The organism is Variovorax sp. YR266, from assembly GCF_900107295.1.
Lineage (GTDB): Bacteria > Pseudomonadota > Gammaproteobacteria > Burkholderiales > Burkholderiaceae_C > Variovorax.
Genome location: NZ_FNPM01000009.1, coordinates 172,763 through 198,076, shown reverse-complemented (window position 1 = coordinate 198,076; position 25,314 = coordinate 172,763). Strand labels below are relative to the sequence as shown.

The 25,314-nt window shown below is 67.6% G+C and carries 23 protein-coding genes; 9 read left to right on the top strand and 14 right to left on the bottom strand.

Going from position 1 to position 25,314, the window contains the following annotated elements; all coding sequences use genetic code 11:
* Positions 1–3 precede the first annotated feature (3 nt).
* On the bottom strand, positions 4–369 hold the full coding sequence (locus BLW48_RS23490) for an SPW repeat protein (RefSeq protein WP_093177988.1): 366 nt from the start codon (positions 367–369) through the stop codon (positions 4–6).
* A 78-nt stretch (positions 370–447) separates the two neighbouring features.
* Positions 448–1,449 (bottom strand): phosphotransferase enzyme family protein, encoded by a 1,002-nt coding sequence (locus BLW48_RS23485; RefSeq protein WP_093177766.1) that lies wholly within the window; start codon positions 1,447–1,449, stop codon positions 448–450.
* 82 nt (positions 1,450–1,531) lie between these two features.
* On the opposite strand from BLW48_RS23485, the gene BLW48_RS23480 reads away from it, so the two are divergent.
* Positions 1,532–2,329, top strand: a complete 798-nt coding sequence (locus tag BLW48_RS23480) for an alpha/beta hydrolase (RefSeq protein WP_093177764.1) — start codon at positions 1,532–1,534, stop codon at positions 2,327–2,329.
* Positions 2,330–2,567: 238 nt separating this feature from the next.
* On the top strand, positions 2,568–3,263 hold the full coding sequence (locus BLW48_RS23475) for a GntR family transcriptional regulator (protein WP_176929013.1): 696 nt from the start codon (positions 2,568–2,570) through the stop codon (positions 3,261–3,263).
* A gap of 10 nt (positions 3,264–3,273) precedes the next feature.
* Here the strand turns inward: BLW48_RS23475 and BLW48_RS23470 are convergent, their stop codons facing one another.
* On the bottom strand, positions 3,274–4,143 hold the full coding sequence (locus tag BLW48_RS23470; protein WP_093082365.1) for a MurR/RpiR family transcriptional regulator: 870 nt from the start codon (positions 4,141–4,143) through the stop codon (positions 3,274–3,276).
* 137 nt (positions 4,144–4,280) lie between these two features.
* On the opposite strand from BLW48_RS23470, the gene BLW48_RS23465 reads away from it, so the two are divergent.
* Genes BLW48_RS23465 through BLW48_RS23455 form a run of 3 tightly spaced genes read left to right on the top strand, consistent with a single transcriptional unit; the run spans position 4,281 to position 7,252 of the window.
* Entirely contained in the window at positions 4,281–5,615 is a 1,335-nt protein-coding gene (locus tag BLW48_RS23465; RefSeq protein WP_093177763.1) for an aspartate aminotransferase family protein, read from the top strand.
* 56 nt (positions 5,616–5,671) lie between these two features.
* Positions 5,672–6,583, top strand: coding sequence for a transporter substrate-binding domain-containing protein (locus BLW48_RS23460; RefSeq protein WP_093082453.1), 912 nt, complete (start codon positions 5,672–5,674; stop codon positions 6,581–6,583).
* 24 nt (positions 6,584–6,607) lie between these two features.
* Positions 6,608–7,252, top strand: a complete 645-nt coding sequence (locus BLW48_RS23455; protein ID WP_093177761.1) for an aspartate/glutamate racemase family protein — start codon at positions 6,608–6,610, stop codon at positions 7,250–7,252.
* Here the strand turns inward: BLW48_RS23455 and BLW48_RS23450 are convergent.
* Complete coding sequence (locus tag BLW48_RS23450; RefSeq protein ID WP_093177760.1) at positions 7,246–8,130, bottom strand: hypothetical protein; 885 nt, start codon at positions 8,128–8,130, stop codon at positions 7,246–7,248. The two genes, BLW48_RS23455 and BLW48_RS23450, sit on opposite strands and share 7 nt — an antisense overlap.
* Positions 8,131–8,278: 148 nt before the next feature.
* Between BLW48_RS23450 and BLW48_RS23445 the strand changes: the two genes are divergently transcribed.
* Positions 8,279–9,106 carry an undecaprenyl-diphosphate phosphatase gene (locus BLW48_RS23445; protein ID WP_093059047.1) on the top strand — a complete coding sequence of 276 codons (828 nt, stop codon included), beginning with the start codon at positions 8,279–8,281 and terminating at the stop codon, positions 9,104–9,106.
* Between the two features lie 15 nt (positions 9,107–9,121).
* On the opposite strand, the gene BLW48_RS23440 is transcribed toward BLW48_RS23445, so the two are convergent.
* Positions 9,122–9,943 (bottom strand): IclR family transcriptional regulator, encoded by an 822-nt coding sequence (locus BLW48_RS23440; protein WP_093177758.1) that lies wholly within the window; start codon positions 9,941–9,943, stop codon positions 9,122–9,124.
* A 113-nt stretch (positions 9,944–10,056) separates the two neighbouring features.
* Between BLW48_RS23440 and BLW48_RS23435 the strand changes: the two genes are divergently transcribed.
* Positions 10,057–11,016 carry a Bug family tripartite tricarboxylate transporter substrate binding protein gene (locus tag BLW48_RS23435; protein WP_093177757.1) on the top strand — a complete coding sequence of 320 codons (960 nt, stop codon included), beginning with the start codon at positions 10,057–10,059 and terminating at the stop codon, positions 11,014–11,016.
* Positions 11,017–11,026: 10 nt separating this feature from the next.
* Positions 11,027–13,375, top strand: a complete 2,349-nt coding sequence (locus BLW48_RS23430; RefSeq protein ID WP_093177755.1) for a cytochrome P450/oxidoreductase — start codon at positions 11,027–11,029, stop codon at positions 13,373–13,375.
* Here BLW48_RS23430 and BLW48_RS23425 read toward each other — a convergent pair whose 3' ends face one another.
* The 6 genes from BLW48_RS23425 to BLW48_RS23400 form a co-directional block, all read right to left on the bottom strand.
* Positions 13,376–15,283 (bottom strand): sensor histidine kinase, encoded by a 1,908-nt coding sequence (locus BLW48_RS23425; protein WP_093177754.1) that lies wholly within the window; start codon positions 15,281–15,283, stop codon positions 13,376–13,378.
* Positions 15,193–15,909 (bottom strand): response regulator transcription factor, encoded by a 717-nt coding sequence (locus tag BLW48_RS23420; protein ID WP_093177752.1) that lies wholly within the window; start codon positions 15,907–15,909, stop codon positions 15,193–15,195. Before BLW48_RS23420 ends, BLW48_RS23425 begins: the two co-directional genes overlap by 91 nt.
* 47 nt (positions 15,910–15,956) lie before the next feature.
* Positions 15,957–16,577 (bottom strand): GNAT family N-acetyltransferase, encoded by a 621-nt coding sequence (locus tag BLW48_RS23415; protein ID WP_093059053.1) that lies wholly within the window; start codon positions 16,575–16,577, stop codon positions 15,957–15,959.
* Between the two features lie 51 nt (positions 16,578–16,628).
* On the bottom strand, positions 16,629–17,432 hold the full coding sequence (locus tag BLW48_RS23410) for an SDR family NAD(P)-dependent oxidoreductase (protein WP_093177750.1): 804 nt from the start codon (positions 17,430–17,432) through the stop codon (positions 16,629–16,631).
* Between the two features lie 103 nt (positions 17,433–17,535).
* Positions 17,536–17,916, bottom strand: coding sequence for a YciI family protein (locus tag BLW48_RS23405; RefSeq protein ID WP_093177748.1), 381 nt, complete (start codon positions 17,914–17,916; stop codon positions 17,536–17,538).
* 44 nt (positions 17,917–17,960) lie between these two features.
* Positions 17,961–19,208 carry an RNA polymerase sigma factor gene (locus BLW48_RS23400; RefSeq protein WP_093177746.1) on the bottom strand — a complete coding sequence of 416 codons (1,248 nt, stop codon included), beginning with the start codon at positions 19,206–19,208 and terminating at the stop codon, positions 17,961–17,963.
* A 127-nt stretch (positions 19,209–19,335) separates the two neighbouring features.
* Between BLW48_RS23400 and BLW48_RS23395 the strand changes: the two genes are divergently transcribed.
* Complete coding sequence (locus tag BLW48_RS23395) at positions 19,336–20,808, top strand: amidase (protein WP_093177745.1); 1,473 nt, start codon at positions 19,336–19,338, stop codon at positions 20,806–20,808.
* 12 nt (positions 20,809–20,820) lie between these two features.
* Here the strand turns inward: BLW48_RS23395 and BLW48_RS23390 are convergent, their stop codons facing one another.
* From BLW48_RS23390 to mutS, 3 genes are read right to left on the bottom strand one after another with little or no spacing between them, the layout of a single operon-like run.
* Positions 20,821–21,633, bottom strand: coding sequence for an alpha/beta fold hydrolase (locus tag BLW48_RS23390; RefSeq protein WP_093082398.1), 813 nt, complete (start codon positions 21,631–21,633; stop codon positions 20,821–20,823).
* A 5-nt stretch (positions 21,634–21,638) separates the two neighbouring features.
* Complete coding sequence (locus tag BLW48_RS23385) at positions 21,639–22,478, bottom strand: proteasome-type protease (protein ID WP_093059103.1); 840 nt, start codon at positions 22,476–22,478, stop codon at positions 21,639–21,641.
* A gap of 28 nt (positions 22,479–22,506) precedes the next feature.
* Positions 22,507–25,104 (bottom strand): DNA mismatch repair protein MutS, encoded by a 2,598-nt coding sequence (mutS, locus tag BLW48_RS23380; protein ID WP_093177743.1) that lies wholly within the window; start codon positions 25,102–25,104, stop codon positions 22,507–22,509.
* Between the last annotated feature and the right edge of the window lie 210 nt (positions 25,105–25,314).

Here is a 25,314-nt window from a genome sequence, read left to right as displayed (position 1 = left end):
AGGTCAATGCGCTGGACGGTCGCTGATGTTGCCCAGGTAGTCCTTGTCGGTCACCAGCACCCAGAGCGCCAGCACGAGGATCACCGCGGCGACGAGCACCGCATTGACCATCGCCGTCTCGACGCCACGGAAGCCGACCGCCCAGGGCGATATCGCGAGCCAGGCCGCCAGCGCGACCTCGGTCCATTCTTCCCACTGTCGGGGCACGAAGGTCGCACCGAGCGCCACCGCGCCGAGCACGATGCCGGTCGCCACCATCGTCCACATGGCGGGCGTCAAGTCCGAAAAGCCCAGGACCCAGGGCGAGACGATCAGCCAGGCGCCGGCGACGGCGTTGACGGGGTCTTGCCAATGCTTCACTTGCTTCATGGTCATTACCTCCTGTCGCGACAAGGCGCCGCGACAAGCGGTTTGACTTGCGCTGGCAGGGGAGGGTTCCGGGCCCTACTAGAGTGGCAACTCCAATGTTTCCCACTTGCGCAGCATGGTCACCTGCCGGCGGAGGTAGTCGGTCGGTATGGTCTGGGAGCCCCAGACAGGAACCCGTCCTGCGCACTCTCCCAGCAGCCAGATCTGCCGCACCGCCATGAAGCGTGCGATGGCGGCGAGGTCGGCATCGGCGACAGGCCGGGCCTCGCGATAGGCGGATATGAAGTTCCGCCACTGCCCCGTTGCCTTGTCGCTCAGCACGCCATCGGGCGTGCGCGGATGCAGGCTCCACGGATAGACCGCCAGTTCATAGGCCAGGTAGCCGGGGCCTGCCTCGTCGAAGTCGAAGAACACTGCCTCGTGCTGCTCCTGCGCACCGCGCACGATGAAGTTGTTGCTGCCGTGCGCGTCGCCGTGGCACAGCACGCGGCTGAGCTCGCCCAATGCCAGGACGTCGCTGTGCAGCCGCTGGCCCAGCCTCTCGAATTGCGGGCGCAACTCGGCGGTCATGGTCGGAGCGTGCAACAGGCCCTGCAGCGGGCGCAGCAGCAGGTAGTCCAGGTCCAGGTGATAGCTGCTGGCCGGCCCCTGGTAGCTTTCGCCCGCGACGTGCAGGGCGGCCAGCCCGTGCGCAAAGGCTTCGATGTCATCGGCCGAATCGCCGGTGAACTCTCCGTCCAGATACTCGAACAGCATCAGCGCCCGGGAGCCCTCGGGTAGCGACACGTGGATGGCGACTTCACCGTCCGCGGTGGGCAGGCAACGGGATACGGGGCATCCGGCCTGCGCCCAATGCTGCAGCGCGGCTGATTCGAACAGCATGTTGGGGCCGCCTCGGGGCCGCTCGGCGCAGAGCCGCGCCACGGCACGTCGCCCGCTGGCAAAGCCCAGCCGATAGACTTGATTGAAGCTGCGCCGCAGGAACTCGCTCTCGACCACTTCGCCCAGGCCGTAGTGCGCCTGAACGAGCTTCGCAATGCTTGCCGCCGTCGGCGTGGATTGCGCGATTTCCAGATTCATCTGGCGTCCCTAGGGAAAAAGGGCGCGATTATGCAGGTCGGCCGGCAAACGGACTCAAAGCTGTACCCCCAGGAGATCGTCGATGCGCAACATTGCCAGGTACTGGATCGCGGGCTTTCTCTTCCTGATTGCGCTGGTTTCGCCAGTCCAGGCGCAGACCACGCAGAAGGTGGTCGACATTCCCACCCGGCCAGGCGTAACGCAGCGGATGCTCGTGCTGTCGCCGCCAGCGCCAAGGGCTGCCGTGATCCTGCTCGCAGGCGGGCACGGCGGGCTGCAGATCTTTCCCAATGGTTCGTTCAACTGGGGCGCCGGGAATTTTCTCGTTCGCACGCGGCAGCTGTTTGCAGACCAGGGGCTCATGGTCGCCGTCGTCGATGCTCCGTCCGACCGGCTGAGTCCACCCTACCTCAGCGGTTTTCGCCAGAAGCCGGAGCATGCGGCCGACCTCAAGGCGGTCATTGCGTGGATGCGAGAGCAATCCAAGGTGCCTGTGTGGCTTGTGGGCACCAGCCGGGGTACGCAGTCCGCGGCATACGTCGCGACCGAGCTCGCAGGCCCTGAAGGGCCGGACGGCATCGTGCTGAGCTCGACCATCCTCACCGACGACAGGGGACGGCCCGTTCCGGCAATGCCGCTGGAAAAGATCCGGGTTCCCGTTCTCGTCGTCCATCACGAGCAGGATGGTTGCGCGCTCTGTGCGTTTGCCAACGTGCCCGTCCTCATGGGAAAGCTCGAGAACTCGCCGAGGAAGGCGCTGCTGAGCTTCAAGGGCGGGGAGAACAGGGGCGACCCGTGCGAGGCCATGGCGTATCACGGCTTCAACGGGCTCGATCGCGAAGTTGTCCCGCAGATCGCCGACTGGATCATTGCCAGATAGGCAGGCTGTCCGAAAGGGCTACCGGGGGCGGGTTAACGCGTACAGCTGAAGAGAAGTTTACAAAAGTTAATAAATTTGAAGTAATCATCGAAAAAGTCCCGGAATAAAATTTTTACGGAAATCGGGGATATGAAGCTTTTGTACGCGGCCGTACCATCCGCGCGACCCGCTTCCGGCGCCCCCTAGTTCCCGACTTTCGATGACCCCCCCAGACCCCTCTCGGACACGAGCGTTGTCCGTGGCCGACACGCTGCGCAATCGCATCTTCGATGGTGTGATTGCCCCTGGCTCCCATTTGATGGAGATCTCGCTCGCCAACGAGCTTGGCGTGTCGCGCACTCCTGTGCGCGGCGCCATGGCGCGGCTGGCCGACGAGGGGCTGCTGTTGTATCTGCCCAACAAGGGCTTCCAGGTGCGCCGCTTCAACGCCAAGGACGTGTTCGACGCCTTCAGCGTGCGTGCCACGCTGGAGGGCATGTGCTGCCGCCTGATCAGCGAGCGCGGTCTTGAAGGCGGAGCCCTGGCGCAACTGACGGCCATGCTCGACGAGCAGTACGAAGTGCTGCACGGCAGGGGCGAATGGACCGACGCCCGGGCCGAGTGCTGGCAGGACCTGAACCAGGCCTTTCACCGCAAGCTGCTGACACTGGCGGACAACCGCTGGCTGACCGAGGCGGTGCAGCGAGCCAGCCAGTTGCCGATCATCTTCGACAGCAAGCTGCGTCCGCACAACCGCGATGCGTCCATGCAGCTGTACCGCCACGAGCAGGCTCTGCAGGCGCTGGAAGAGCATTGCCGCATCGTCGAGGCGCTGGGCCGGCAGGAAGCCTCCGGCGCCGAAACCGCCATGCGCGACCACATCATCGCCAACCGCGACCTGCTGGTGCTTCACCTGAGCCAGCAGGCCGCCGGCCGCACCCGGGCGCTGATCTGAGTTCCTGGCCCTAGCTGCCGCGCGCCGCCGGCGGCGTGAGGTAGGCCCCCGATTCGAACAGCTGCGCCTCGGCCTGGTCGATGCGCCGGATCACCGGCTTGCCCGCGCGGCTGGCCAGCAGCTCGACCAGCGCTTCCGTCACAGCCACCCCGGCCGCGACCGACGGGAAGAACGAAGGGCTGTTGATCGTGAAGAGCAGCGTCTCGTCCGCCAGCAGCGACAGCGGCGAGGTCACGCTGTCGGTAATGGCGACGATGCGGCAACCCGCCGCCTTGGCCGCCTGCGCCACCTGCAGCGCCTCGCGCGAGTAGGGCACGAAGCTCGCCACCACCAGCGCGTCGCCCTTGGCGAAGGCTCGTTGCTGCATTTCCAGCGAGCCGCCCTGGCCATCGACAAGGTGCACGCTGGCGCGGAAGAGCCGGTACACGTAGACGAATGAAAAAGCGATCGGAAAGCACGCCCTGAACCCCGCGGCGTGCACTGCCGGGGCCTTCTCGATCAGCGCGCAGGCCTTTTGCAGCGCCTGCTCGCTCTGCTGGTGCGTGGCTTCGAGATTGCGGCGCTGCACCTCGAACATTTCGCCGGTCAGCGTCTGGTCCTTGGCGCGGCCGACGAGCTGCTTGGCGCGACCGCCGTAGGTTTCGGCGGAGCCCAGGCCCATGTCGGCGGCGAAGGCTTCCTTGAGCTGCGGCCAGCCTTCGAAGCCCAGATGCTGCGCGAAACGCACGAGGGTGGCGGGCGTGCTCTGCGAGCGCGTGCCGACGTTGCGCATCGAGCCCGTGACCACCTCGTTCGGATGGTCGAGCACGTAGCGCGCCACCTGCTGCAGGGCGGGGCTCAGTTCGTTGAAACGCTGGCGGATCTGCTCTCGGGCGCCCATGGCGGTGTCTCTCTTCGGCTGTCGTTGGAACAAATGTACCGGAGGGTTCGAATGGTGGCAGTTGACGGAACAAATGTTCCAAACAATAATCCGGCGGAAACGTTAGTTCCAACCCGAGAGTCCAGTTGCCAGCCCCCATGACGCACGTCTTCCACCGCCACCTTCGCCAGACCCCGCCCGTTGCCGCCGGCTCCCACGGCATGTTCATCCGCGACGCCGAAGGCCGCGAATACCTCGACGCCTCTGGCGGTGCGGCGGTGTCGTCGCTCGGCCATGCGCATCCCGAGGTGCTGGCCGCCATGCACGCGCAGATCGACAAGCTCGCCTACGCGCACACCAGCTTCTTCACGAGCGAAGTGGCCGAGCAGCTGGCCGACGAAATGATCAGCTCCGCCCCCGAGGGCATGAGCCACGTCTACCTGGTGAGCGGTGGCTCGGAAGCGGTGGAGTCGGCGCTGAAGATGGCGCGCCAATACTTCGTCGAAATCGGCCAGCCGCAGCGCACGCACTTCATTGCGCGTCGCCAGAGCTATCACGGCAACACGCTGGGCGCGCTGGCCGTGGGCGGCAACGCATGGCGTCGCGAGCCCTTCGCACCCATCCTCGTGCCGGCCACGCACGTGTCGCCTTGCTACCCGTACCGCGAGCAACGCGATGACGAAAGCGCCGGGCAGTACGGCCTGCGCCTGGCGGCAGAGCTCGAAGCGGCCATCCTCGCGCAGGGCGCCGATCGCGTGATCGCCTTCGTGGCAGAGACCGTTGGCGGCGCCACGGCCGGCGTGCTCACGCCGGTGCCGGGTTACTTCAAGGCGGTGCGCGCGGTGTGCGACAAATACGGCGTGCTGCTGATCCTCGACGAGGTGATGTGCGGCATGGGCCGCACCGGCTCGCTGCACGCCTGCGAGCAGGAGGGCGTGGTGCCCGATCTCATGACCGTCGCCAAGGGCCTGGGCGGCGGCTACCAGCCGGTAGGCGCGGTGCTGGCGCAGCGCCGCATCGTCGAGGCCATGTCCAGCGGCAGCGGCTTCTTCCAGCACGGCCACACCTACCTCGGCCACCCGATGGCTTGCGCTGCTGCGCTCGCGGTGCAGCAGGTGATCCGGCGCGACGGGCTGGTCGCCAAGGTGCGCGAAGACGGCGTTGCCTTCGGCGCGATGCTGGCCGAGGCGCTGGGCGCGCACCCGCACGTGGGTGACATCCGCGGCCGCGGCTTCTTCTGGGGTATCGAGCTGGTGGCCGACCGCGCGAGCAAGACGCCCTTCGATCCGGCGTTGAAGGTCAACGCCACCGTCAAGAAGGATGCCATGGCGCGCGGCCTGCTGTGCTACCCCTTCGGCGGCACGGTCGATGGCCGGCTGGGCGACCACGTGCTGCTCGCGCCGCCCTTCATTGCCACGCGGCAAGACCTGCAGGAGATCGCCGCGCGGCTCGCGGCCTCCATCGATGCGGTCACACGCGCCGCCGCGCGCTGAGCGCTACCACTTTCCCGTCCGCTTTTTTCTTCAACCATCGTTCCGAGGAGCGTTCCATGCCCAAGCTTCGTCTGCCGTTTCCCTTTGGTGCCGCGCTCGCGGTGATTTTTGCGGCCTTCATGCCGCTCACGGCCGCGCAGGCCCAGGAAAGCGACACGCTCGCCAAGATCAAGGCCAGCGGCGCCATCACCTTCGGCTACCGGGAGTCGTCCTTCGGCTTCTCGTACCTCGACGGCAACCTCAAGCCCGTGGGCTACAGCATCGAGATCTGCAACCGCATCGTCGAGGCGGTGAAGAGCGAGCTGAAGATGCCGGCCATCGAGATCAAGTACCAGGCCGTCACCTCGGCCAATCGCATTCCGCTGGTGCAGAACGGCACGGTCGACATCGAATGCGGCTCCACCACCAACCTGGTCGAGCGGCAGAAGCAGGTGGCGTTTTCGCCGGACATCTTTCGCTACAACGTGCGCATGCTGGTGAAGGCCGATTCGGGCATCAAGAGCATTGCCGACCTGCAGGGCAAGACGGTGGCCACCACCAGCGGCACCACCTCGTTCCGCCTGCTGCGCGAGGCCGACCGCGGCCGCAGCCTCGAAGTGAACAACCTCGCGGGCAAGGACCACAGCGACTCCTTCCTGCTGGTGGAAAGCGGCCGTGCCCAGGCCTTCGTGCTCGACGACATCCTGCTGGCCGGGCAGATCGCGAATGCGCGCAACCCGAAGGACTTCATCATCACCGGCGAGAGCCTGCGCACCGAGAACCAGTCGCTGATGTTCCGCAAGGACGACCCGGCCTTCAAGGCGCTGGTCGACCGCGTGGTGTCGGGCATGATGAAGTCGGGCGAGATGGAGAAGCTCTATGCCAAGTGGTTCATGTCGCCGATTCCGCCGAAGGGCATCAACATCAACTACCCGCTGAATGCCGAGACGAAGGAAGCGTTCGCCAATCCTTCTTCGAAGGGCATCTGAGCTTTTGAAGAGCCTCTGAATTCCATGACCCGCATTGCCCTGATCCACGCGCTCTCGCACTCCGTCGCGCCCATCAACGAAGCCTTTGCGCGCGACTGGCCCGAGGCCGTGCGCATGAACCTGCTCGACGACAGCCTCTCGGCCGATCTGGCGCGCAACGGCAGGGGGCTCGACGCCGCGATGCACGAGCGCTTCCAGCGCCTGGCGCAGTACGCGGTCGATACGGGCGCGCAGGGCATTCTCTTCACCTGCTCGGCCTTCGGGCCGTGCATCGAGGCGGTGGCGCGGCGGCATGCGGGCATTCCGGTGCTCAAACCCAACGAGGCCATGATCGACGAGACGGCGCAAGGGCAGGGGCGGCTCGGGTTGATCGCGACCTTTGCGCCCACGCTGACCTCGATGCCGCCGGAGTTTCCGCAAGGCACAGCACTCGAAACCGCGCTGGCCGAGGGTGCACTCGACGCCCTGAATGCCGGCGATGTGCAGCGACACGATGCCTTGATCGCCGCGCAGGCTGTGGCGCTGCGAGAGCGCGGCTGCACGCGCATTGCACTGGCGCAGTTCAGCATGGCCAGGGCACGGGCTGCCTGCGAGGCCGCCAGCGGCCTGCCGGTGCTGACCACGGTCGACAGCGCGGTTCGCGCGCTGCGCCGGCGCACGGCTCAGTAGCGTGAGCGCGAGCCTTCGATGACCGAGAACAGCGCCGTGATCGCGATCTGGGCCGCGTCGCTGCGCCCCAGGTTGCGGGTGAGGCCGGTTTCGCGGTCGGTTGCTTCCAGGCCCTGCGACAGGCGTCGGTAGATGTCCGCCGAGGGCATGCTCGCCGAGGTGCCCAGCGCGTCGCAGTAGGTGTCGGTGAGAACGCCCGCGAGCTGTTCGCTCTGCGCGTTCGACAGCTTCATCGGGTCGCCCGCGAACATGGCGGCGATGCAGTGCATCAGGTAGGCCTGTGTTTCGAGCGAGAACGACTGTTGCCGCACGTAGCATTCCACGGCCGCCCAGAAGAGCGGCTCCGAAGTGCGGCGCCAGGCCTCCAGCACCTTGCGCGCCTTGGCCACCAGGTCCGCGTGCGTGTCGCCGGGCTCGGTGGGGCGCAGCGCCAGGCCCTGCAGGGTGAGTGCGGCTTCGGAACCGGACACGCCGAGGATGAAGCTCCAGAACTTCCAGCGGGCGTACCACTTCTTGTCGTGCGCCGGGTCGAGCGGCTCGAGCAGCCAGAAGTCGATGCTCTGCGCGGCATCGCCGTGCTGCTCGGCCAGGTGGCCGTCGCCGAGGTCGAGTGCCTGCATGCCCGACTGCATGCGGTCGGCCGCGATGTGGCCCTGCGCGACGATGCCGGCGCTCGAGCCCGAGCGGTCGATGTCGAGCAGCCGCTGCATCAGCTGCTGCAGTTCGTGGGTCGACGCGCCGGTGGCCTCGGTAACGCGCCGCATCGAGGCGCACTGCTCGCGCTCGAGGTCCTGTGCATTCTTGCGACGGTCTTCGCCGTGGTCGTCGACGGTCGAGGTATGTTCTTCGTGCCCGTTGGCGGGCATTGGCGTTCGCATTTGGCGCAAGCTCCTTCGGACATCACACATGCCCGGTAATGCACTACTTTGTGTTAACGCACTGCATCTGAACATCACCGGAACTGGGGATCCTGAATTCCTCCTGACCGACCCATCGTGATAATGGCTGCTCTTAAAAGGAGTACGCGTGGATATTGTTTTGCTGGCCAAGGCCGCCGTCATGGGCATCGTCGAGGGGCTGACCGAATTCCTTCCGATCTCATCGACCGGCCATCTGATTCTTGCGGGCTCGCTGCTCGGCGGCTTCGGCGACAACCGGGGCAAGGTTTTCGAGATCGCCATCCAGACCGGCGCGATCTTCGCGGTGATCCTGGTCTATTGGCAGAAGATCAAATCGACCGTTGTCGCATTGCCGCGGCAACCGAAGGCACAGCGACTGGCGCTGAACATCTTCATCGGCTTTCTTCCCGCGGTGGTGCTGGGCCTGCTGTTCGGCAAGGTCATCAAGGAGCACCTGTTCATTCCGACCGTGGTGGCGAGCACCTTCATCATCGGCGGCTTCATCATCTTGTGGGCAGAGAAGCGGCCGCCGGGCTCGGTGCGCGTCGAGCACGTGGACGACCTGACGCCGTGGGATGCGCTGAAGGTCGGCCTGGTGCAGTGCTTCGCGATGATCCCGGGCACCAGCCGCAGCGGCTCGACCATCATCGGCGGCATGCTGTTGGGCCTGTCGCGCCAGGCGGCGACCGATTTCTCGTTCTTCCTCGCTATTCCTACGCTGATCGGCGCAGGGCTCTACAGCATCTACAAGGAGCGCGCGGCGCTGTCGATGGCCGACATCCCGCTGTTCGCCGTGGGGCTGGTGTTCTCGTTCATCAGCGCCTGGCTGTGCGTGCGCTGGCTGCTGAAGTTCATCAGCACCCACAACTTCATTCCGTTCGCCTGGTACCGCATTGCCTTCGGCATCCTGGTGCTGGCCACGGCGTGGACCGGCACGGTGGTCTGGGCCGATTGATCCAGCCCTGAAACTTTAGGCCGCAGCGCCCAGCAGGGCGCTGGCGGCCCGGGCCTCCTGCCGCACCGCCGTGGCAATGGGCCCGTCGATGGCCGGATCGAAGCCCCCCGTGGCGCCCAGTGCGGTGATCACGGCGCACACCCGGCCCGCATAGTCGTACACCGGCGCCGCCACGGCGCTGATGCCGCGCAGGTAGGTGTCTTTTACGCTGGCGCAGTGCGCCTGCCGCACCTCGCGGCGCAGATGCCCGATCGGGTCTTTCGCGTCGAGCTGCGCCCGCATTTCGGGCGTGGCCTCGCCAAGTTCCTGCTCGGCCAGCGCCAGCACGCGCGATTCGTCGAGCAGACCCAGGAAGGCGCGGCCGGTGGCCGACCACAGCATCGACATCACCGAGCCGGCGCGCACGTTCACCGTCACCGGCAGGCCCGGCTCCTCGAAACGCACGATGGTCGGGCCCTTGTTGCCCATGACCGCGACGAAGCACGTCACCTCCAGCGACTCGCGCAGGCGGATCAGGCAGGGCTCGGCCGCGCGGATCGGGTCAGCCTGCCGCATGGCAGCCAGGCCGATCTGGATGGCTTCGGTGCCCAGGTAGTAGTGCTGCGAAGCGGCGTCCTGCAGCACGAGGCCCGCTTCCATCAGGCTGGCGAGGTAGCGGTGCACCTTGGCCGGGCTCTCGGCGACGTGCGTCGACAACGCCGTGAGGCTGCTGCGGCCGCCCAGGTGCGCCAGCCCCTTGAGCACGGCCATGCCGGTTTCGGCGGATTGCACGCGCTGGCGGCGCTCGCGGGCAGGGGAGGCGGGGGAGGAAGGGCTGGGTTCCGGAGATGAGGTCATGTCGCCTTCATGTTAGGTGCTCGGCCCGCATGGCCGGGTAAACCCGCGATTTTGTGATTACGCTATGCGTATGATAATTACGCAATACACAATATCCAATCAGGAGACACCCCATGAAGAAGTGCATTGCCGTGATCCTTTCGCTGGTAGCTGCTGCCAGCGCAAGCGCCCAGACATTTCCCGCCAAGCCGCTCCGCTGGATCGTTCCGTACGCGGCCGGCGGCGGTTCCGACTTTCTCGCGCGCACGGTCGCCCAGACGCTGTCCACCCAGGTCGCGCAGCCGGTGCTGGTGGACAACAAGCCCGGCGGCAACACCGCGCTGGCCGCCGCCGAAACCGCGCGTGCCCCGGCCGACGGCTACACCATCCTCTCGGCCGACAACGGCACGCTGGTCTTCAACCCCGCGCTCTACAAGTCGCTGAGCTACAGCCCGACGAAAGACCTCGCGCCCGTCACGCTGATGGGCAAGTTCCCGATGATCCTGGTGGTTGGCGCGAACTCGGGCTTCGCCTCGGCCAAGGACTTCATCGCCCAGGCCAGGGCCAAGCCCGGCGGCATCAACTACGCCTCGGCCGGCGCGGGCAGCCCGCACCACCTCGCGATGGAGCTGCTGAAGGTGGAGGCGAAGCTCTTCATGGTTCACGTGCCGTACCGCGGCGCGGCGCCGGCACTGGCCGACGTGGTCGGCGGGCAACTGCCGGCCATGATGGTCGACCTGGCCGCGGGCTCCGGCTTCATCAAGGGCGGCAAGGTGCGCGCGCTGGCCGTGGCCAACCCCACCCGCCTGCCGCAGCTGCCCGACGTGCCCACCTTCGCCGAGCTCGGCTACAAGAACGTCGAGGCTGCCGCGCTGGTCGGCGTGGTGGTGCCTTCGGCCACGCCCAGCGAGGTGGTGAACACGCTCAACCGCCAGATCGTCGCGGCCATCAACGAGCCCTCGGTGCGCACGCGCATGGTCGATTTCGGCGTGGAGCCGGTGGGCAACACGCCAGCCCAGTACACCGAGCTGCTGAAGAACGAAACCGTGCGCTGGCACAAGCTGATCCGCGACCTGAAGATCACCCTCGACTGAGTCTGCCGCCATGCCCGACACCGCCTTGCCACCACGCGCTTCCGGCTGTCCCGTTGCGCACGGGCCGCTGTCTTCCGAGCGCACGCCCACGGGCTGCCCCGTGAGCCAGCGCGCCGCCGGCTTCGACCCCTTCGAAGACGGCTACCAGCAGGACCCGCCCGAGTACGTGCGGTGGGCGCGCGAGCAGGAGCCCATCTTCTACAGCCCCAAGCTGGGCTACTGGGTGCTCACGCGCTATGCGGACATCAAGGCGGTGTTCCGCGACAACATCACCTTCAGCCCGTCGAACGCGCTGGAAAAGATCACGCCCACCGGCGAGGAAGCCAACGCGGTGCTCGCCTCGTACGGCTTCGCGCTGAACCGCACGCTGGTCAACGAAGACGAGCCCGCCCACATGCCGCGCCGCCGCGCGTTGATGGACCCGTTCACGCCCGAGGCGCTGAAGCACCACGAGCCGATGGTGCGCGAGCTGGCCCGCACGTATGTCGACCGCTTCATCGACGACGGCAAGGCCGACCTCGTCGACCAGATGCTGTGGGAAATTCCGCTCACCGTGGCGCTGCACTTCCTTGGCGTGCCCGAGGAAGACATGGACACGCTGCGCACATATTCCATCGCGCACACCGTCAACACCTGGGGCCGCCCGAAGCCCGAGGAGCAGGTGGCCGTGGCGCACGCGGTCGGCAACTTCTGGCAGTACGCCGGCAAGGTGCTCGAGAAGATGCGGCAAGACCCCGACGCACCCGGCTGGATGCAGTACGGCATCCGCAAGCAGATGCTGCACCCCGAGGTGGTGACCGACTCGTACCTGCACTCGATGATGATGGCCGGCATCGTCGCCGCGCACGAGACCACCGCCAACGCCACGGCCAACGCGATGAAGCTGCTGCTGCAGCACCCCCACGTGTGGCGCGAGCTGTGCGAAGACCCGGGGCTCATTCCCAACGCGGTGGAAGAGTGCCTGCGCCACAACGGCTCGGTGGCCGCATGGCGCCGGCTCGTCACGAAAGACACGCAGATCGACGGCGTCGACCTGCCGGCGGGCTCGCGCCTGCTGATCGTCACCTCGTCGGCCAACCACGACGAAGGGCACTTCGCCGATGCCGGCCTGTTCGACATCCGCCGCGACAACGCCAGCGACCATCTGACCTTCGGCTACGGCTCGCATCAGTGCATGGGCAAGAACCTGGCACGCATGGAAATGCAGATCTTCCTGGAGGAGTTCACGCGCCGGCTGCCGCACATGCGGCTGTCGGAGCAGCGCTTCACCTACGTGCCGAACACTTCGTTCCGCGGGCCCGAGCACCTGTGGGTGGAATGGGACCCGGCGGCCAACCCCGAGCGCGCGAACAAGGGCCTGCGCGATGCGCAGGTGCCCGTGCGCATCGGCGAACCTTCGGCGCATTCGATCGCGAGGCCCGTGGTGGTCGAGCGCGTGACGCCGGCGGCCGATGGCATCGTCAAGCTGCGCCTCGTCTCGCCCGACGGCAAGGCGCTGCCGCGCTGGACGCCTGGCTCGCACATCGACGTCGAATGCGGCACGCCCGAGCTGTCGCGCCAGTACTCGCTGTGCGGCGACCCCGACGAGGCGGGCGTGCTGGAAATCGCCGTGCTGCACGAGCCCGATGGGCGCGGAGGCTCGGCATGGGTGCATGCGAACGTGAAGCCGGGCGACCGGCTGCGCATTCGCGGTCCGCGCAACCACTTTCGCCTCGACGAGTCGCTGAAGAAGGCGATCTTCATTGCCGGCGGCATCGGCATCACGCCAGTCAGCGCGATGGCGCGGCGCGCGAAGGCGCTGGGCATGGACTACGAACTGCACTACAGCGGCCGCAGCCGTGCGAGCATGGCCTTCGTCGACGAGCTGGCCGCGCTGCATGGCGAACGCCTGCACGTGCACGCTGCCGACGAAGGGCGCCGCAACGATCTGCAGGCCTTGCTCGCGCAACCCGTGCCCGGCGCACAGGTCTATGCCTGCGGCCCGCTGCGAATGCTCGAAGCGCTGGAAAGCTGCTGCGCCGCGTGGCCCGAAGGCGCGCTGCGTGTGGAGCATTTCGAGTCGACGCTCGCCACGCTCGATCCGTCGAAGGAGCACGCCTTCGAGGTCGAGCTGAAGGACTCCGGCCTCGTCCTCACCGTGCCGCCCGACCAGACCCTGCTGACCGCGCTGCGCGCCGCGAACGTCGACGTGCAGAGCGATTGCGAAGAAGGCCTGTGTGGCTCGTGCGAAGTGCGCGTGCTCTCCGGCAAGGTCGATCACCGCGACGTGGTGCTCACGCGTACGGAGCGTGACGCCAACACGAAGATGATGGCCTGCTGCTCGCGTGCCTGCGAAGGGCGCCTGGTGCTCGAACTCTAGTCAGCTCGCGAGTGGCATTCGCAGTGCAACCTGCGTCTCGCCGGGGCGCGACTGCAACTGCAGCTCGGCGCCGAGGCGGCGCGCCCGCGTGCGCAGGCTGCGCAACCCTGCGCCGCCGGCTTCGCCAGTGCCTTCGACCGCAAAGCCGCGCCCGTCATCGCGCACGCTGAGCCGGAGCTCGGCGCCCGCGCGCGCCACGGTCACGTCCACGCGCCGGCTCGCGCTGTGCTTGAGCACATTGGTCAGCGCCTCCTGCAGGAAGCGCATCAGGTCGAGGCTCTGCGAAGGCGGCAGTTCGAGTGTGTCGATGCCCGACACCTGCCAGCGGCAGTCGATGCCGTTGGCGTCGAGCAGCTGCGCGCTGCGGTGGCGCAGCGGCGCCAGCAGTTCGCCCAGCGCGCGGGCGCCGTCGTCGCGGCCGGTGGCGTCGATGATCAGCCGCAGGTCGTCGCGCAGGCGCTTGAGCATGGCGAGCAGCTCGGGCGCGCTGAGGTTCTCGGGCGTGCGCTCCAGCGTGGCGATGCTGCCCACCAGCATGCCGCCGAGGCCGTCGTGCAGGTCGCTCACCAGGTTCACGCGTTCGCCGATGCGCGCATGCGTCAGCTCCAGCGCGTGCTGCTGCGCCAGCGTGGCGGCGAGGTCGGCCTTGGCCGCGTTCACTTCCTCGATCAGCTCGGTGTTGAAGTTCTCGATGCGCTTGAGGCTCTTCACGAACTGCGCGGCCAGCGTCAGCGCCATGCCCAGCAGCAGGATGTACGAGGACATCGTCGTGTAGTAGGTGTTGCTGTCGATCACCTGTGTGAACACCAGCAGGTCGTGCGCGTCCGTCAGCGCCGACACCGCCATGAACGGCGCGAGCGAGCGCATCGGGCTGTTTCGGTGGCGCAGGGCGTGGACGATCGAGGTGCCGTTCACCGCGATGACGGTGAAGCCGCCCACCAGCGTCCAGATGGCGCGGTGCGCGATCAGGTCTGCGTGGGGCGCCAGCCACAGGTCGAGCACGCCGACCACCGCGACCAGCAGCGCCGCGCCCTCCAGCCGGGGCATGCGCCGCCCGCAGAAGCGCAGCGCGAAGACGACGTAGGAAACGCCGAAGACCAGCAGCGTCGAGATGTTCAGCGCCTGCCAGCTGTGGTTGCTGGCAAAAGGCCAGGGGCTGGTTGCGATCTGGTTGTAGCCGAACAGCAGCCACAGCACGGACATCAGCGCGAACCATCCGTAGGCCGTCTCGCGCCGACGCAGCAGCCACAGGGCGGCGAAGAAGGCCGAGGCCGCCGCGCTCACCGCGAGGCCCAGCACCTGCAGGTCGCGGCGCACGAGGCGCTCCTGCTCGAACTCTGCCTGCATCGCAGCCGGCGCGCCCAGGCTCACCGGCCCCAGCCCCGCCTGATAGGCGAACAGGCCCGATACGCGCACCAGCAGCGTGTTGGTGCCGGGCCTGAGCAGCGGCGGCGCCAGCAGCCAGTGGCGCGGTGTGTTCCAGGCGCGCGTGAGCGGCTCGACCAGGCTGTCGTCGCGCGAAATCGGCGTGCCGTTGAGCGACACCTCGCCGGCCATGTTGAGGTAGTGCAGCAGCAGGCCGGTTTCGCGCACCTGCTCCGGCTCCTGCCACGTCAGCCGGTACCAGACCACGCCGTCGAAGCCGGGCCAGCGCGTGGCCCAGCTGTCGGGCAGGGTGACGGGTGCCCAGCCTTCAGCGGGCGGGGCCGCGTCGTTCCAGCCGGTGCCGCGCACGGCTTCGACGTGCAGCGCGGGCGCGGCGGTTGCCTGGGCGAAGGCCGGGCTGGCCGCAAGAAGCAGGAGGAGCAGTGCGCCCGTCAGCGCAGCAAGCCATGCCTTCGCGCCTGAAAGACGGCTTCGGTGCGCGAATTGACGGCCAGCTTGCGGTAGATGTTCTTGGTGTGGCATTCCACGGTCAGTCTGGAGATCGACAGCGACTCGGCCATGTCGCGATTGCTCAGGCCTTGCGACACGAGCTCGAGGATCTTGCGCTCGCGGCGCGTCAGCGGGGCCAGTCCATCGGCGGCGGGTGCGGCGCCGGAGGCTTGCACCTGCGCGTCGGCCGTCGGCTGGTGCGTTGCGAGCCACGCGAGGATGTGGCGCGCGATGCTGGGGTCGATGGGCGCACCGCCCTGTTCGATGCTGCGCAGCGCAATGCCGAGTTCGACGTCGTCACGCTCTTTCAGCAGATAGCCGATGGCGCCCGCGCGCAGTGCCGCGAAGATGATTTCCTCGGTGCGCCAGGCCGATATCACCACCGCCGGAATGCCCGGGTGGTGCGCCTGCAGCCAGTCGATGAGCTCCACGCCGCTGCCGTCGGGCAGACCGATGTCCACCAGCACAACGCCGTAGCCATGCTCGCCGAGCAGTTGCTGCGCCCCGGCGACGCTGTCGGTCACCGCAATGCGCTCCTCATTGCAGCCGAGCGTGGACAGCACGTAGCGCAGGCGTGCCTGCATGGCGGGGTCGTCCTCGACGATGAGGGCGGGGCTCAGCGAGACGGGTTCGGCGTCTTCGATCGGGAGAGGGGACATTCGGCGGATTCTTCGGCCAGCGCGGCGCGATGGGTAACGGTATTTGCTTATTTTCCGTGGTTGTTGCGAAGTATGTCCGCGGCGGGCCGGCACATGATCGCGTACGCCGAGTTCGTGACCGGCTCCAGGTGTTCCGCCGCGCTGCGAAAGCCCAGTCGCTCGTAGAACGCCACGCTGCGCGGCGTGAAGGTTTCCAGGAAGCACGGCGCGCCTGCCGCGTCGGCTTCGACCAGCGTTGGCGCCAGCAGCTGCGCACCCAGCCCGCGCCCCTGTGCGGCGGGCGAGATGCCGAGGATCGACAGGTACCAGGCCCCCGCCGGCACCACGGCCGGCGCACGCGCGGCCATGAATTCGACGATGCGGTGGTAGTTGTCGTAGCCGCGCGGGCCCAGTGTGCTCGCGAGGAATTCGTTCTTTGCCGCCGACTCGGCTGCGTCGACGTCATTCGTGCGCGGCAGCAGCCAGGCCGCCGCGCCGAGCTTGCCGTCTTCCGTCGCCAGGAAGCGCCCGGTTCGCGCGGCCTCGCCCAGCGAGTAGGCGAAGTACCTGGCGAGCACCGCCTTGCGGGTCGGCATGTCGTGCTCGAAGTCGACGGAGATTGCGAGATAGAACGGATCGACGATGAGTGCGTCGGCCAATGCGGGCGCTGACGGGAGTTCGAGAGACATGCGGAGGTCGGCGAGGTTCAGGATGACCTGCGCGATTCTAGGGAGCCGCCCTCAGTCCAGCGTGACGCCGCCGCTGAGGTTCAGCACCGCGCCTGTCATCGCGCCAGCGCCTTCCGATGCGGCGAACAGCGCGGCGGCCGCCATCTGGTCGAGCGAGGGAAGCCGCTTCACGAGGAGGCCGGGTGGCTTGTCCGCGAGCATCTGCTCGACCGTGATCCCCATGCTCTCCGCGGCCGGGCGGAACACTTCGTAGGAATGCGAGCCGCCGAACGCCGCTTCGGGAATGGCGTGCGAGCGGATGCACACCGTGCGGATGTTGAAGGCTGCCAGCTCGCCGGCCATGTGGCGCGACAACGCCTCCACGCCCGCGCAGGCCACCGCGTGGCCCAGATAGCCCGGGCCGGGCAGGCGCGAAGCCGGTGTCGATACCGAGAGGATCACGCCGCCGCCGCGCTTTGCCATGTGCGGCGCGACGGCCTTGGCCGTGAGAAAGGGGCTGCGGGTGTAGGCGTGCACGGGCACGAAGAAGTCTTCCAGCGACAGCGCCGACAGCGGCGTGCCCTGCACGTGCAGGATACCGATGGCGTTGAGCGCGATGTCGATGCCGCCGGCGCGTTCGGCCACCTCGCCGGCGTGACGGACCATGGCCTGCTCGTCGAGCGCGTCGACCACCGCCGCCTCGGCGCGGCCGCCCTCGGCCACGATGGCCTGCACCGCCGCATCGAGCCTGGCGCGGTTGCGCCCCGTGATGAACACCCGGGCGCCTTCGCGGGCAAAGGCGCGGGCCACCGCGCCGCCGATGGCGCCGCTGCCGCCATGAACCACCACGCGCCGGTCCTTGAATGTCTGGGACATCGTCTTCTCCTTGGGTTGCCGCCCGCGACATGCGGGCGTTCCAGCCAAGGACGGACGGCGGCGGCGCGATCCGACAACGCTGCCGAAAAAATCTTCCGTCGTTTCAGACCTGCGGAATCCGCGCCGGAATCACGCCCGGGTCGTACCAGGTGATCGGCCTGATCTCGAACACGCCAGTCTCGAAGGCCAACCGGTGCGCGGCATGCGTGGCCTCCTCGACGGTTTCGCACTCCACGATGTAGATGCCCATCAGCTGTTCTTTTGTCTCGGCAAAGGGGCCGTCGGTGACCAGCGGGTGCATGTCGCCCGCGCGGCGCACCGTGGTGGCCACGTTCGGCATCAGCCGCAGCACCGTGCCGAGCCGGCCCTGCGCCTGCAGGTCGTCGCGCAGGTCGGTGTGGCGATCGAGCATCTCCTCTTCGACGCCGGGCTCCCAGGCGGCCACCGCGGATTCGGAACCGTAGATGAGGATGGAATAGAGCATGGTCTTCCTTTTTCTGGCTGTGGTTCGTGGTTCGGGAGGATCGATCAGTGCGGCGCGCCGAGGCGGTCGAGCATCGTTCGGATGTGCGCCGCTTCCGCCGCCGTGCGGGCCAAGCCGAGGGCGCGCGCGAAGGCGGCATGGGCTTCCTCGTCTTGGCCGAGCTGCATCAGCAGCGTGCCCTGCAGGCCGTGGAAGTGGAAGTAGTCGGCCAGTGCACCGGCCAGCGGTTTCGTCAGCGCCAGTGCCACCTGCGGCCCGTGCAGCTTGTGCACGGCCACTGCGCGGTTCAGCGTGACGACCGGCGAGGGCTGAAGGGTTTCGAGCGCTACGTAGAGACGGTCGATCTCGGCCCAGTTCGTGTCTTCGGCGCGCGCGGCCTGCGCGTGGGTGGCTGCGATGGCCGCCTGCAGCTGGTAGGGGCCGGGCCGGCGTTGCCGCAGCGCGCCTTCGACCAGCGGAAGGCCCTCGCCGATCAGCGTGCGGTTCCAGCGCGCGCGGTCCTGGTCTTCGAGCAGCACGAGCATGCCGCCGGCATCGAGCCGCGCATCGGCGCGCGCATGCTGCAGCAGGAGCAGGGCAGCAAGGCCCATCAGCTCGGGCTCGTCGGGAAAGATCGCGAGCAGCAGCCGCGCGAGGCGTATCGCCTCTTCGCACAGCGCGGCGCGCACGTGCTCGGCGCCGCCGCTGGCCGAGTAGCCCTCGTTGAAAAGCAGGTAGACCGTGGTGCACACGGCGGCCAGCCGCTCGCCGCGCTCGCGCCGGCCCGGCGTGTCGAAGGGAATGCCGACCGAGGCCACGCGCTTCTTGGCGCGCGTGATGCGCTGCTCCATCGCGCTTTCGCCGACGAGGAAGGCACGCGCGATCTCCTGCACCGAAAGGCCTGAGACGATGCGCAGCGCCAGCGCGATCTGCTGCGTGAGCGGCAGCTCGGGGTGGCAGCAGACGAACAGCAGGCGCAGCACGTCGTCGCGGTAGTGGGCGTGGTCAAGCTGTTCGACGAGCCGGGCCTCGGAGTCTTCGAGATCGGAGATGAGTGCGTCGTCCTCGGGCAGCGCGTCGTGCCGGTTGCGCCGGCGCACCTCGTCGAGCGCCGCATTGCGCCCGACGAAGATCAACCAGGCCAGCGGATCGCTGGGAGGGCCGCTTGCGGGCCAGTGCTGCAGGGCGCGCAGGCTGGCTTCCTGGAAGGCTTCCTCGGCCGTGTCCAGCTCGCGGAAGTAGCGCAGCAGCGCCGCCACCGCGCGCGGGCGCGAGGCGGTCAGCGTGGTGGCGATCCAGGCGGTGTCGGTCATGCGATGCGCTCGTTGTCCCTCGTTCCTGCTCACCCAAGGACGAGCGAGTATGCGTCGCGCCGACACGCTCGGCAAAATCGGGCGCTCAGTCCTTGAAACGAAATCTCGAAAGAATGGAGCACCGCGGATGACGCTGGCAATGAGCTGGAACGAATGGGCCGATCACGACGGCATCGGGTTGGCCGAGAGGGTCCGCAAGGGCGACGTGACGGCGGCGGAGCTGGCGGCCCAGGCCGCGGCGGGCATCGCGAAGCTCAACCCGCAACTCGATGCGGTGGTCGAGGTGTTCGACGACGTGGTGGCCGATCCGCTGAAGGACGGCATGAACCCCGATGGCGTGTTCGCGGGCCTGCCCTACCTGATGAAGGATCTCGGGCCGACGCTGAAAGGCCGGCTGCAGGAATTCGGCTCGATGATGATGCAGGGCCATCGCCCGGCGGCCGACAGCTTTCTTACGCAGCAGCTACGCAAGGCGGGCCTCAACATCGTGGGCCGCAGCACGACGCCGGAGTTCGGCGTGTGCAGCTCGGCGGAGAACGCGCTGCACACCACGCGCAACCCCTGGGACCTCGAATACACCACCTGCGGCTCGTCGGCCGGTACGGCCGCCGCCGTTGCCGCCGGTGTGCTGCCGCTCTCGCATGCCACCGACGGCGGCGGCTCCATCCGCATTCCGGCGGGCGTGAACGGCAACATTGGCCTGAAGGTGTCGCGTGGCGTGTTCTCGCTGGCGCCGGGCCTGTCGGACCTCTCGGGGCTGGTGTCGATCCAGGGCTGCCACAGCCGCACCGTGCGCGACACGGCGGCCTTCGTCGACCACTGCCGCGGCGGCGCGCCCGGCGAGTTCATGCCCTTCTGGTCGCCAGCAGAGCCGTACAGCGAACTCATCCGGCGCGACCCGGGCCGCCTGCGCATCGCGCTGTCGCACGAGTGGGGCGACTTCCGTGCAACGCCGCATTTCGTGGCCGAGCTGGAGCGCGTCGGCAAGTTTCTCGAAGGGCTGGGCCATCATGTCGAATGGGTGCTGCCCGAGGTCGACTTCAAAGCCGCCTTTGCCGCGCAGACCACCTGCTACATCAGCAACTTCGCGCAGGTCATCGACGGCCACCTGCACCGGCTGGGGCTGGAGCGCCCTCCGGCCGAGCTGCTGGAGCCGATCAACATCGAGATCTGGGAAGCCGGGCTGCACACCTCGTACACCGAGCGCTCGAAGATGCAGGCGGTGTTCAACACCACCTCGCGCGCCTTCGGCGACTTCTTCCAGCGCTGGGACATCATCCTGACGCCGATCACCGCGCTGCCCACGCCCAAGGTCGGCACCAGCGAGTACCTGACGACGAGCACAAACCCGTCCGTCTACGACTGGTTCGCCAACCTCTGGAAGAACTTCGCGTACACGCCGCTGGCCAATCTGTGCGGCATGCCGGGCATTTCGTTGCCGGTGGCCTCACAGGAAAACGGCATGCCGCTGGGCATCCAGGCACAGGCGGCGCAGGCGAACGACGGGCTGCTGCTGCAGCTGGCCGCGCAGATCGAGCGGGCGCTAGATGGCAAGTGGAATGCAGGCCGGCGGCCGGGAGTGCACGTCACCCAGGGGTGACGGCGCGGTCGCTCAGAGCAGGTTGCGCAGCGCGGCTTCGATGGCCGCGGCTGTTGCCAGCGGCTTTTCCATCGGGAACAGGTGCGTGCCGTCCATCATGGCGATGCGGCCCCTGGTGACCTGCTCGGTCATCGCCATGCCCACCCGCTTCATCTCGGCCGACTGGCGCCCGCCGATGAAGGCGGCCTTGCACTTGAGCGGGTGCGCGCGCAGAAGCGCGCCGAGGTTGTGGGGCAGGGTGTTGTAGATGGCGGTCTCGACGTCGCGGTCGAAGCTCAGTGACCGGCCGTCCTCGCCAGCTTTGTCGGCATCGAAGGTGCCGTGGTCGATGTAGTCGTGCAGCACCTGCTCGTCCCACTTCGCGAACGCCTTCTTGCTGCGGAAATGCTCGAACACCGCCTCGCGATGCTCCCAGCTGTTCTTGCGCTTGCGGCTGATGGCGCCGGGCGAAATGCTCTTCATGAGCGGTGTGCGCTTGACCACGTTGAGCGTGTTCGCGCGCCAGCCGCCGAGGATGGGCGAGTCGATCAGCACCACGCCGCGCGCCAGCTCCGGGTGCAGCGCCGCGCACATCAGGCTCAGGAATCCGCCAAGCGAATGGCCGATCAGGAACACCGGTCCGCCCGCGCGGTCGGCACGCAGCTTCGCAAAGTCGGCCAGCTGCTGCACCAGGTGCGGCCAGTTGTCGGTGACGGGGTACTTCGGGTCGTGCCCGAATTTCTCGATGGCGTCGACCTCGAAGCCGCGGTTGCGCAGGCTGTCGAGGACGACGCGGTAGGTGCTCGCGGGAAAGCTGTTGCCGTGCGAGAAGACGACCGGGGGCACGGGGGTCAGATCAGCTTTTCGTCTGGCGTGGAAATCTTGCGCAGCGGGCTGTGCCGCGTGGCCGGCATCTTCAGCGGATGCTCGGTCTGGCTGTCGTCCCACACCGGGTCTTCGATGCTGTCGAACACCTCGCGCAGCTTCTGGCCCCAGCTGCTGTGCACCATGCGGTAGTAGGGGTTGTCGGCGTCGATGCAGATCACGCGGTCGGTTTCGAGCTTGTTGGCCTCGTACACCACCAGGTCGAGCGGCAGGCCGACCGACAGGTTCGACTTCATGGTCGAGTCCATCGACACCAGCGCGCACTTGGCTGCCTCGTCGAGCGGCGTCTCGGGCGTGAGCACGCGGTCGAGCACGGGCTTGCCGTACTTCGATTCGCCGACCTGGAAGTAGGGCGTCTCGGTGGTGGCTTCGATGAAGTTGCCGGCCGCGTAGACCAGGAACAGGCGCATGCCTTCGCCCTTGACCTGCCCGCCGAAGATGAAGGACACGTTGAAGTCCAGCCCCGCATGCTTGAGTGCCTCGGCATCGCGGTCGTACACGTGGCGCACCGCCGAGCCGAGCACGCGCGCGGCATCGAACATGCTCTTCGCGTTCCAGATGGTGATGGGCTCGCCCTGCGTGCCGTCTTCGCGGGTTTCGCGCAGCTCCTCGATCTGGAGGATTTCTCGCACCGACTGCGAGATGCTCAGGTTGCCCGACGACAGCAGCACCATGACGCGGTCGCCCGGCTGCTCGTAGACGATCATCTTGCGGAAGGTGCTGATGTGGTCCACGCCCGCGTTGGTGCGCGAGTCGGAGAGAAACACCAGGCCGGCGTTGAGTTTGATGCCTACGCAGTAAGTCATGGGTTCGTCTGGCATGACCGGCGCCGGATCATGCGGCACCGAGTTCACGTCTATTCAGTTTTTGAAGGGCATACAAGGCATCGAGGGCCTCGCGCGGGCTCATGGTGTCGGGGTCGAGCGCGGCCAGCGCGGATTCTACGGCGCTGGCCAGCGGTGTCTCGGCCACCGGAGGCGGTGCAAACAGGTCGACCTGTGCACGAGTTTGCGCATGCTGCGATTCAAGCGCCTCCAGCGCCTGCCGCGCATGGTTGACCACCGCCGCGGGCATGCCCGCGAGCCGCGCCACCTGGATGCCGTAGCTCTTGCTGGCCGGGCCGGGCTGCATTTCGTGCAGGAACACGATGTCGCGGCCCGCCTCGGTCGCGCTCACGTGCATGTTCACCGCGCCATGGTGCGTGGCCGGGAACTCGGTCAGCTCGAAATAGTGCGTGGCGAACAGCGTGAAGGCCTTGCTGCGGTCGTGCAGCTGGGCCGCAATGCCGGCGGCCAGCGCCAGCCCGTCGAAGGTGCTGGTGCCGCGGCCGATCTCGTCCATCAGCACCAGCGACTGCGCCGTGGCGCTGTGCAGGATTTGCGCGGCCTCGGTCATTTCGAGCATGAAGGTCGACTGCGCATTGGCCAGGTCGTCCGCCGCGCCGATGCGGGTGTGTATGGCGTCGATGGGCCCGAGCCGGCAGGCTGCCGCCGGCACGTGCGAGCCGATGGAGGCCAGCAGCACGATGATGGCCACCTGCCGCATGTACGTCGACTTACCGCCCATGTTGGGACCGGTAATGACCTGCATGCGCTGCTGCGGCCCGAGTTGAGTGTCGTTGGCGATGAATCCGCCCGACGACTTCTCGGCCAGCCGCGCTTCCACCACCGGGTGGCGGCCCTGCTGGATCTCGATGCAGGGGTGCGCCACGAAGCTCGGCGCGCGCCAGTGCAGCGTGTGCGAGCGCTCGGCCAGCGCGCACAGCGCGTCGAGCGTGGCGATGCCGCCGGCCAGCTGCGTGAGCGCGGGCACCGAGGGCTGCAGCGCGTCGAGCAGCTGCTCGTACAGCCACTTCTCGCGGGCCAGCGCGCGGTCTTGCGCGCTCAGGGCCTTGTCCTCGAAGGCTTTCAGCTCGGGCGTGATGAAGCGCTCGGCGTTCTTCAGCGTCTGGCGGCGGCGGTAGTTGTCGGGCACCTTCGAGAGCGCGCTTTGCGTCACCTCGATGTAGAAGCCGTGCACGCGGTTGAACTGCACCCGCAGGTTGCTGATGCCGGTGCGCTCGCGTTCGCTGATTTCGAGCTTCAGCAAAAAGTCGTCGCAGTTCTCGCTGATGGCGCGCAGCTCGTCGAGTTCGGCGTCGTGGCCGGTAGCGATCACCCCGCCGTCGCGCACCAGCGCGGACGGGTCGGGCTTGATGGCGCTGGTCAGCAGGTCGGCGCAGCCGGGCGGCGGGGCCAGGCGTTCGGTGATCTGGGCCAGGAGGTTTGCAGACGCAGGCAGCAAGGGCGCAAGCTGCTCCGCTTTCGATAGCGCCAGCCGCAGCGCCAGCAGTTCGCGCGGGCGCACCTGCCGCAGCGCGATGCGGGCGGCGATGCGTTCCACGTCGCTCGTGTTCTTGAGCTGCTCCCGCAGCGTGCGCCACGGCGCGGCAGTGCCACCGAGCATGGTCGACTGCAGGGCGCCGATGGCTTCGAGCCGGGCCTGCGCTTCGGAGCGGTCGCGCCGGGGCGAGAGCAGCCAGCGCTTCAGCAGGCGGCTGCCCATGCCCGTCATGCAGGTGTCGAGCAGCGAGAACATCGTGGGCGAGTCTTCGCCACGCAGCGTCTGCACCAGTTCGAGGTTGCGGCGCGTAGTGGGCGGCAGCTCGATCAGGTCGCCGTCGCGCTCGACCGACAGGCGCTGCACGTGCGAGAGCGCGCGGCCCTGGGTGTGCTCGGCATAGCCCAGCAGCGCGGCGGCTGCGGCATGCGCGTTGGTCAGCGATTCGGCGTTCCAGGCGGCGAGGCTGTTGCTGCCCATCTGCTCGGCCAGCTTGCGCTCGCCCAGGCCGCCGTCGAATTGCCACGCTGGGCGAATCGACAGCGTGAAGGGCGTGGCACTGCGCGCGGCTTTCAGGCGCTGCTCGAAAGCCGGCGTTACTTCGGCGCTGTACAGCAGCTCGCTGGGCGCGATGCGAGCGATCCAGGCTTCGAGCGCGTCGGCTGGGCATTCAGCCAGCCGCAGTTCGGCACCGGTCACGCTGAGCCATGCCAGCCCGCAGAAATTGCGCGAACCCGCGTGCACCGCGAGCAGCAGCGACTCGCTCTTGTCGTTGAGCAGTTCGGAGTCGGTCAGCGTGCCGGGCGTAACCACGCGAACCACCTTGCGTTCGACCGGGCCCTTGCTGGCGCCGACTTCGCCCACCTGCTCGCAGATGGCGACCGATTCGCCCAGCTTGATGAGGCGGCCCAGGTAGGTATCGACCGCGTGGAAGGGCACGCCGCACATCACCACCGGCTGGCCGGCCGACTGGCCGCGCTGGGTGAGCGTGATGTCGAGCAGGCGCGCGGCCTTTTCGGCGTCGGCCCAGAAGAGTTCGTAGAAATCGCCCATCCGGTAGAACAGCAGGGTGTCCGGATGGTCCGCCTTGAGGCCTAGATATTGGGCCATCATCGGGGTGTGCCCGAGCGTTGCTTCTGCCCCGCCAGGGGATGCCGTCGATTTATCCTTCGAATTCAATGATTTCGCCTTGTGTCTGTGTCGGGGTATCCGAGCGAGCCTTGGCTTGGATTATCTTGTATGGGACATCCGCAAGGCGCCGGCCGGGCCTGCACCCACCACTCTAAAATCCCCCGACGCGACCCCCGCGTGAAGAACAAACAA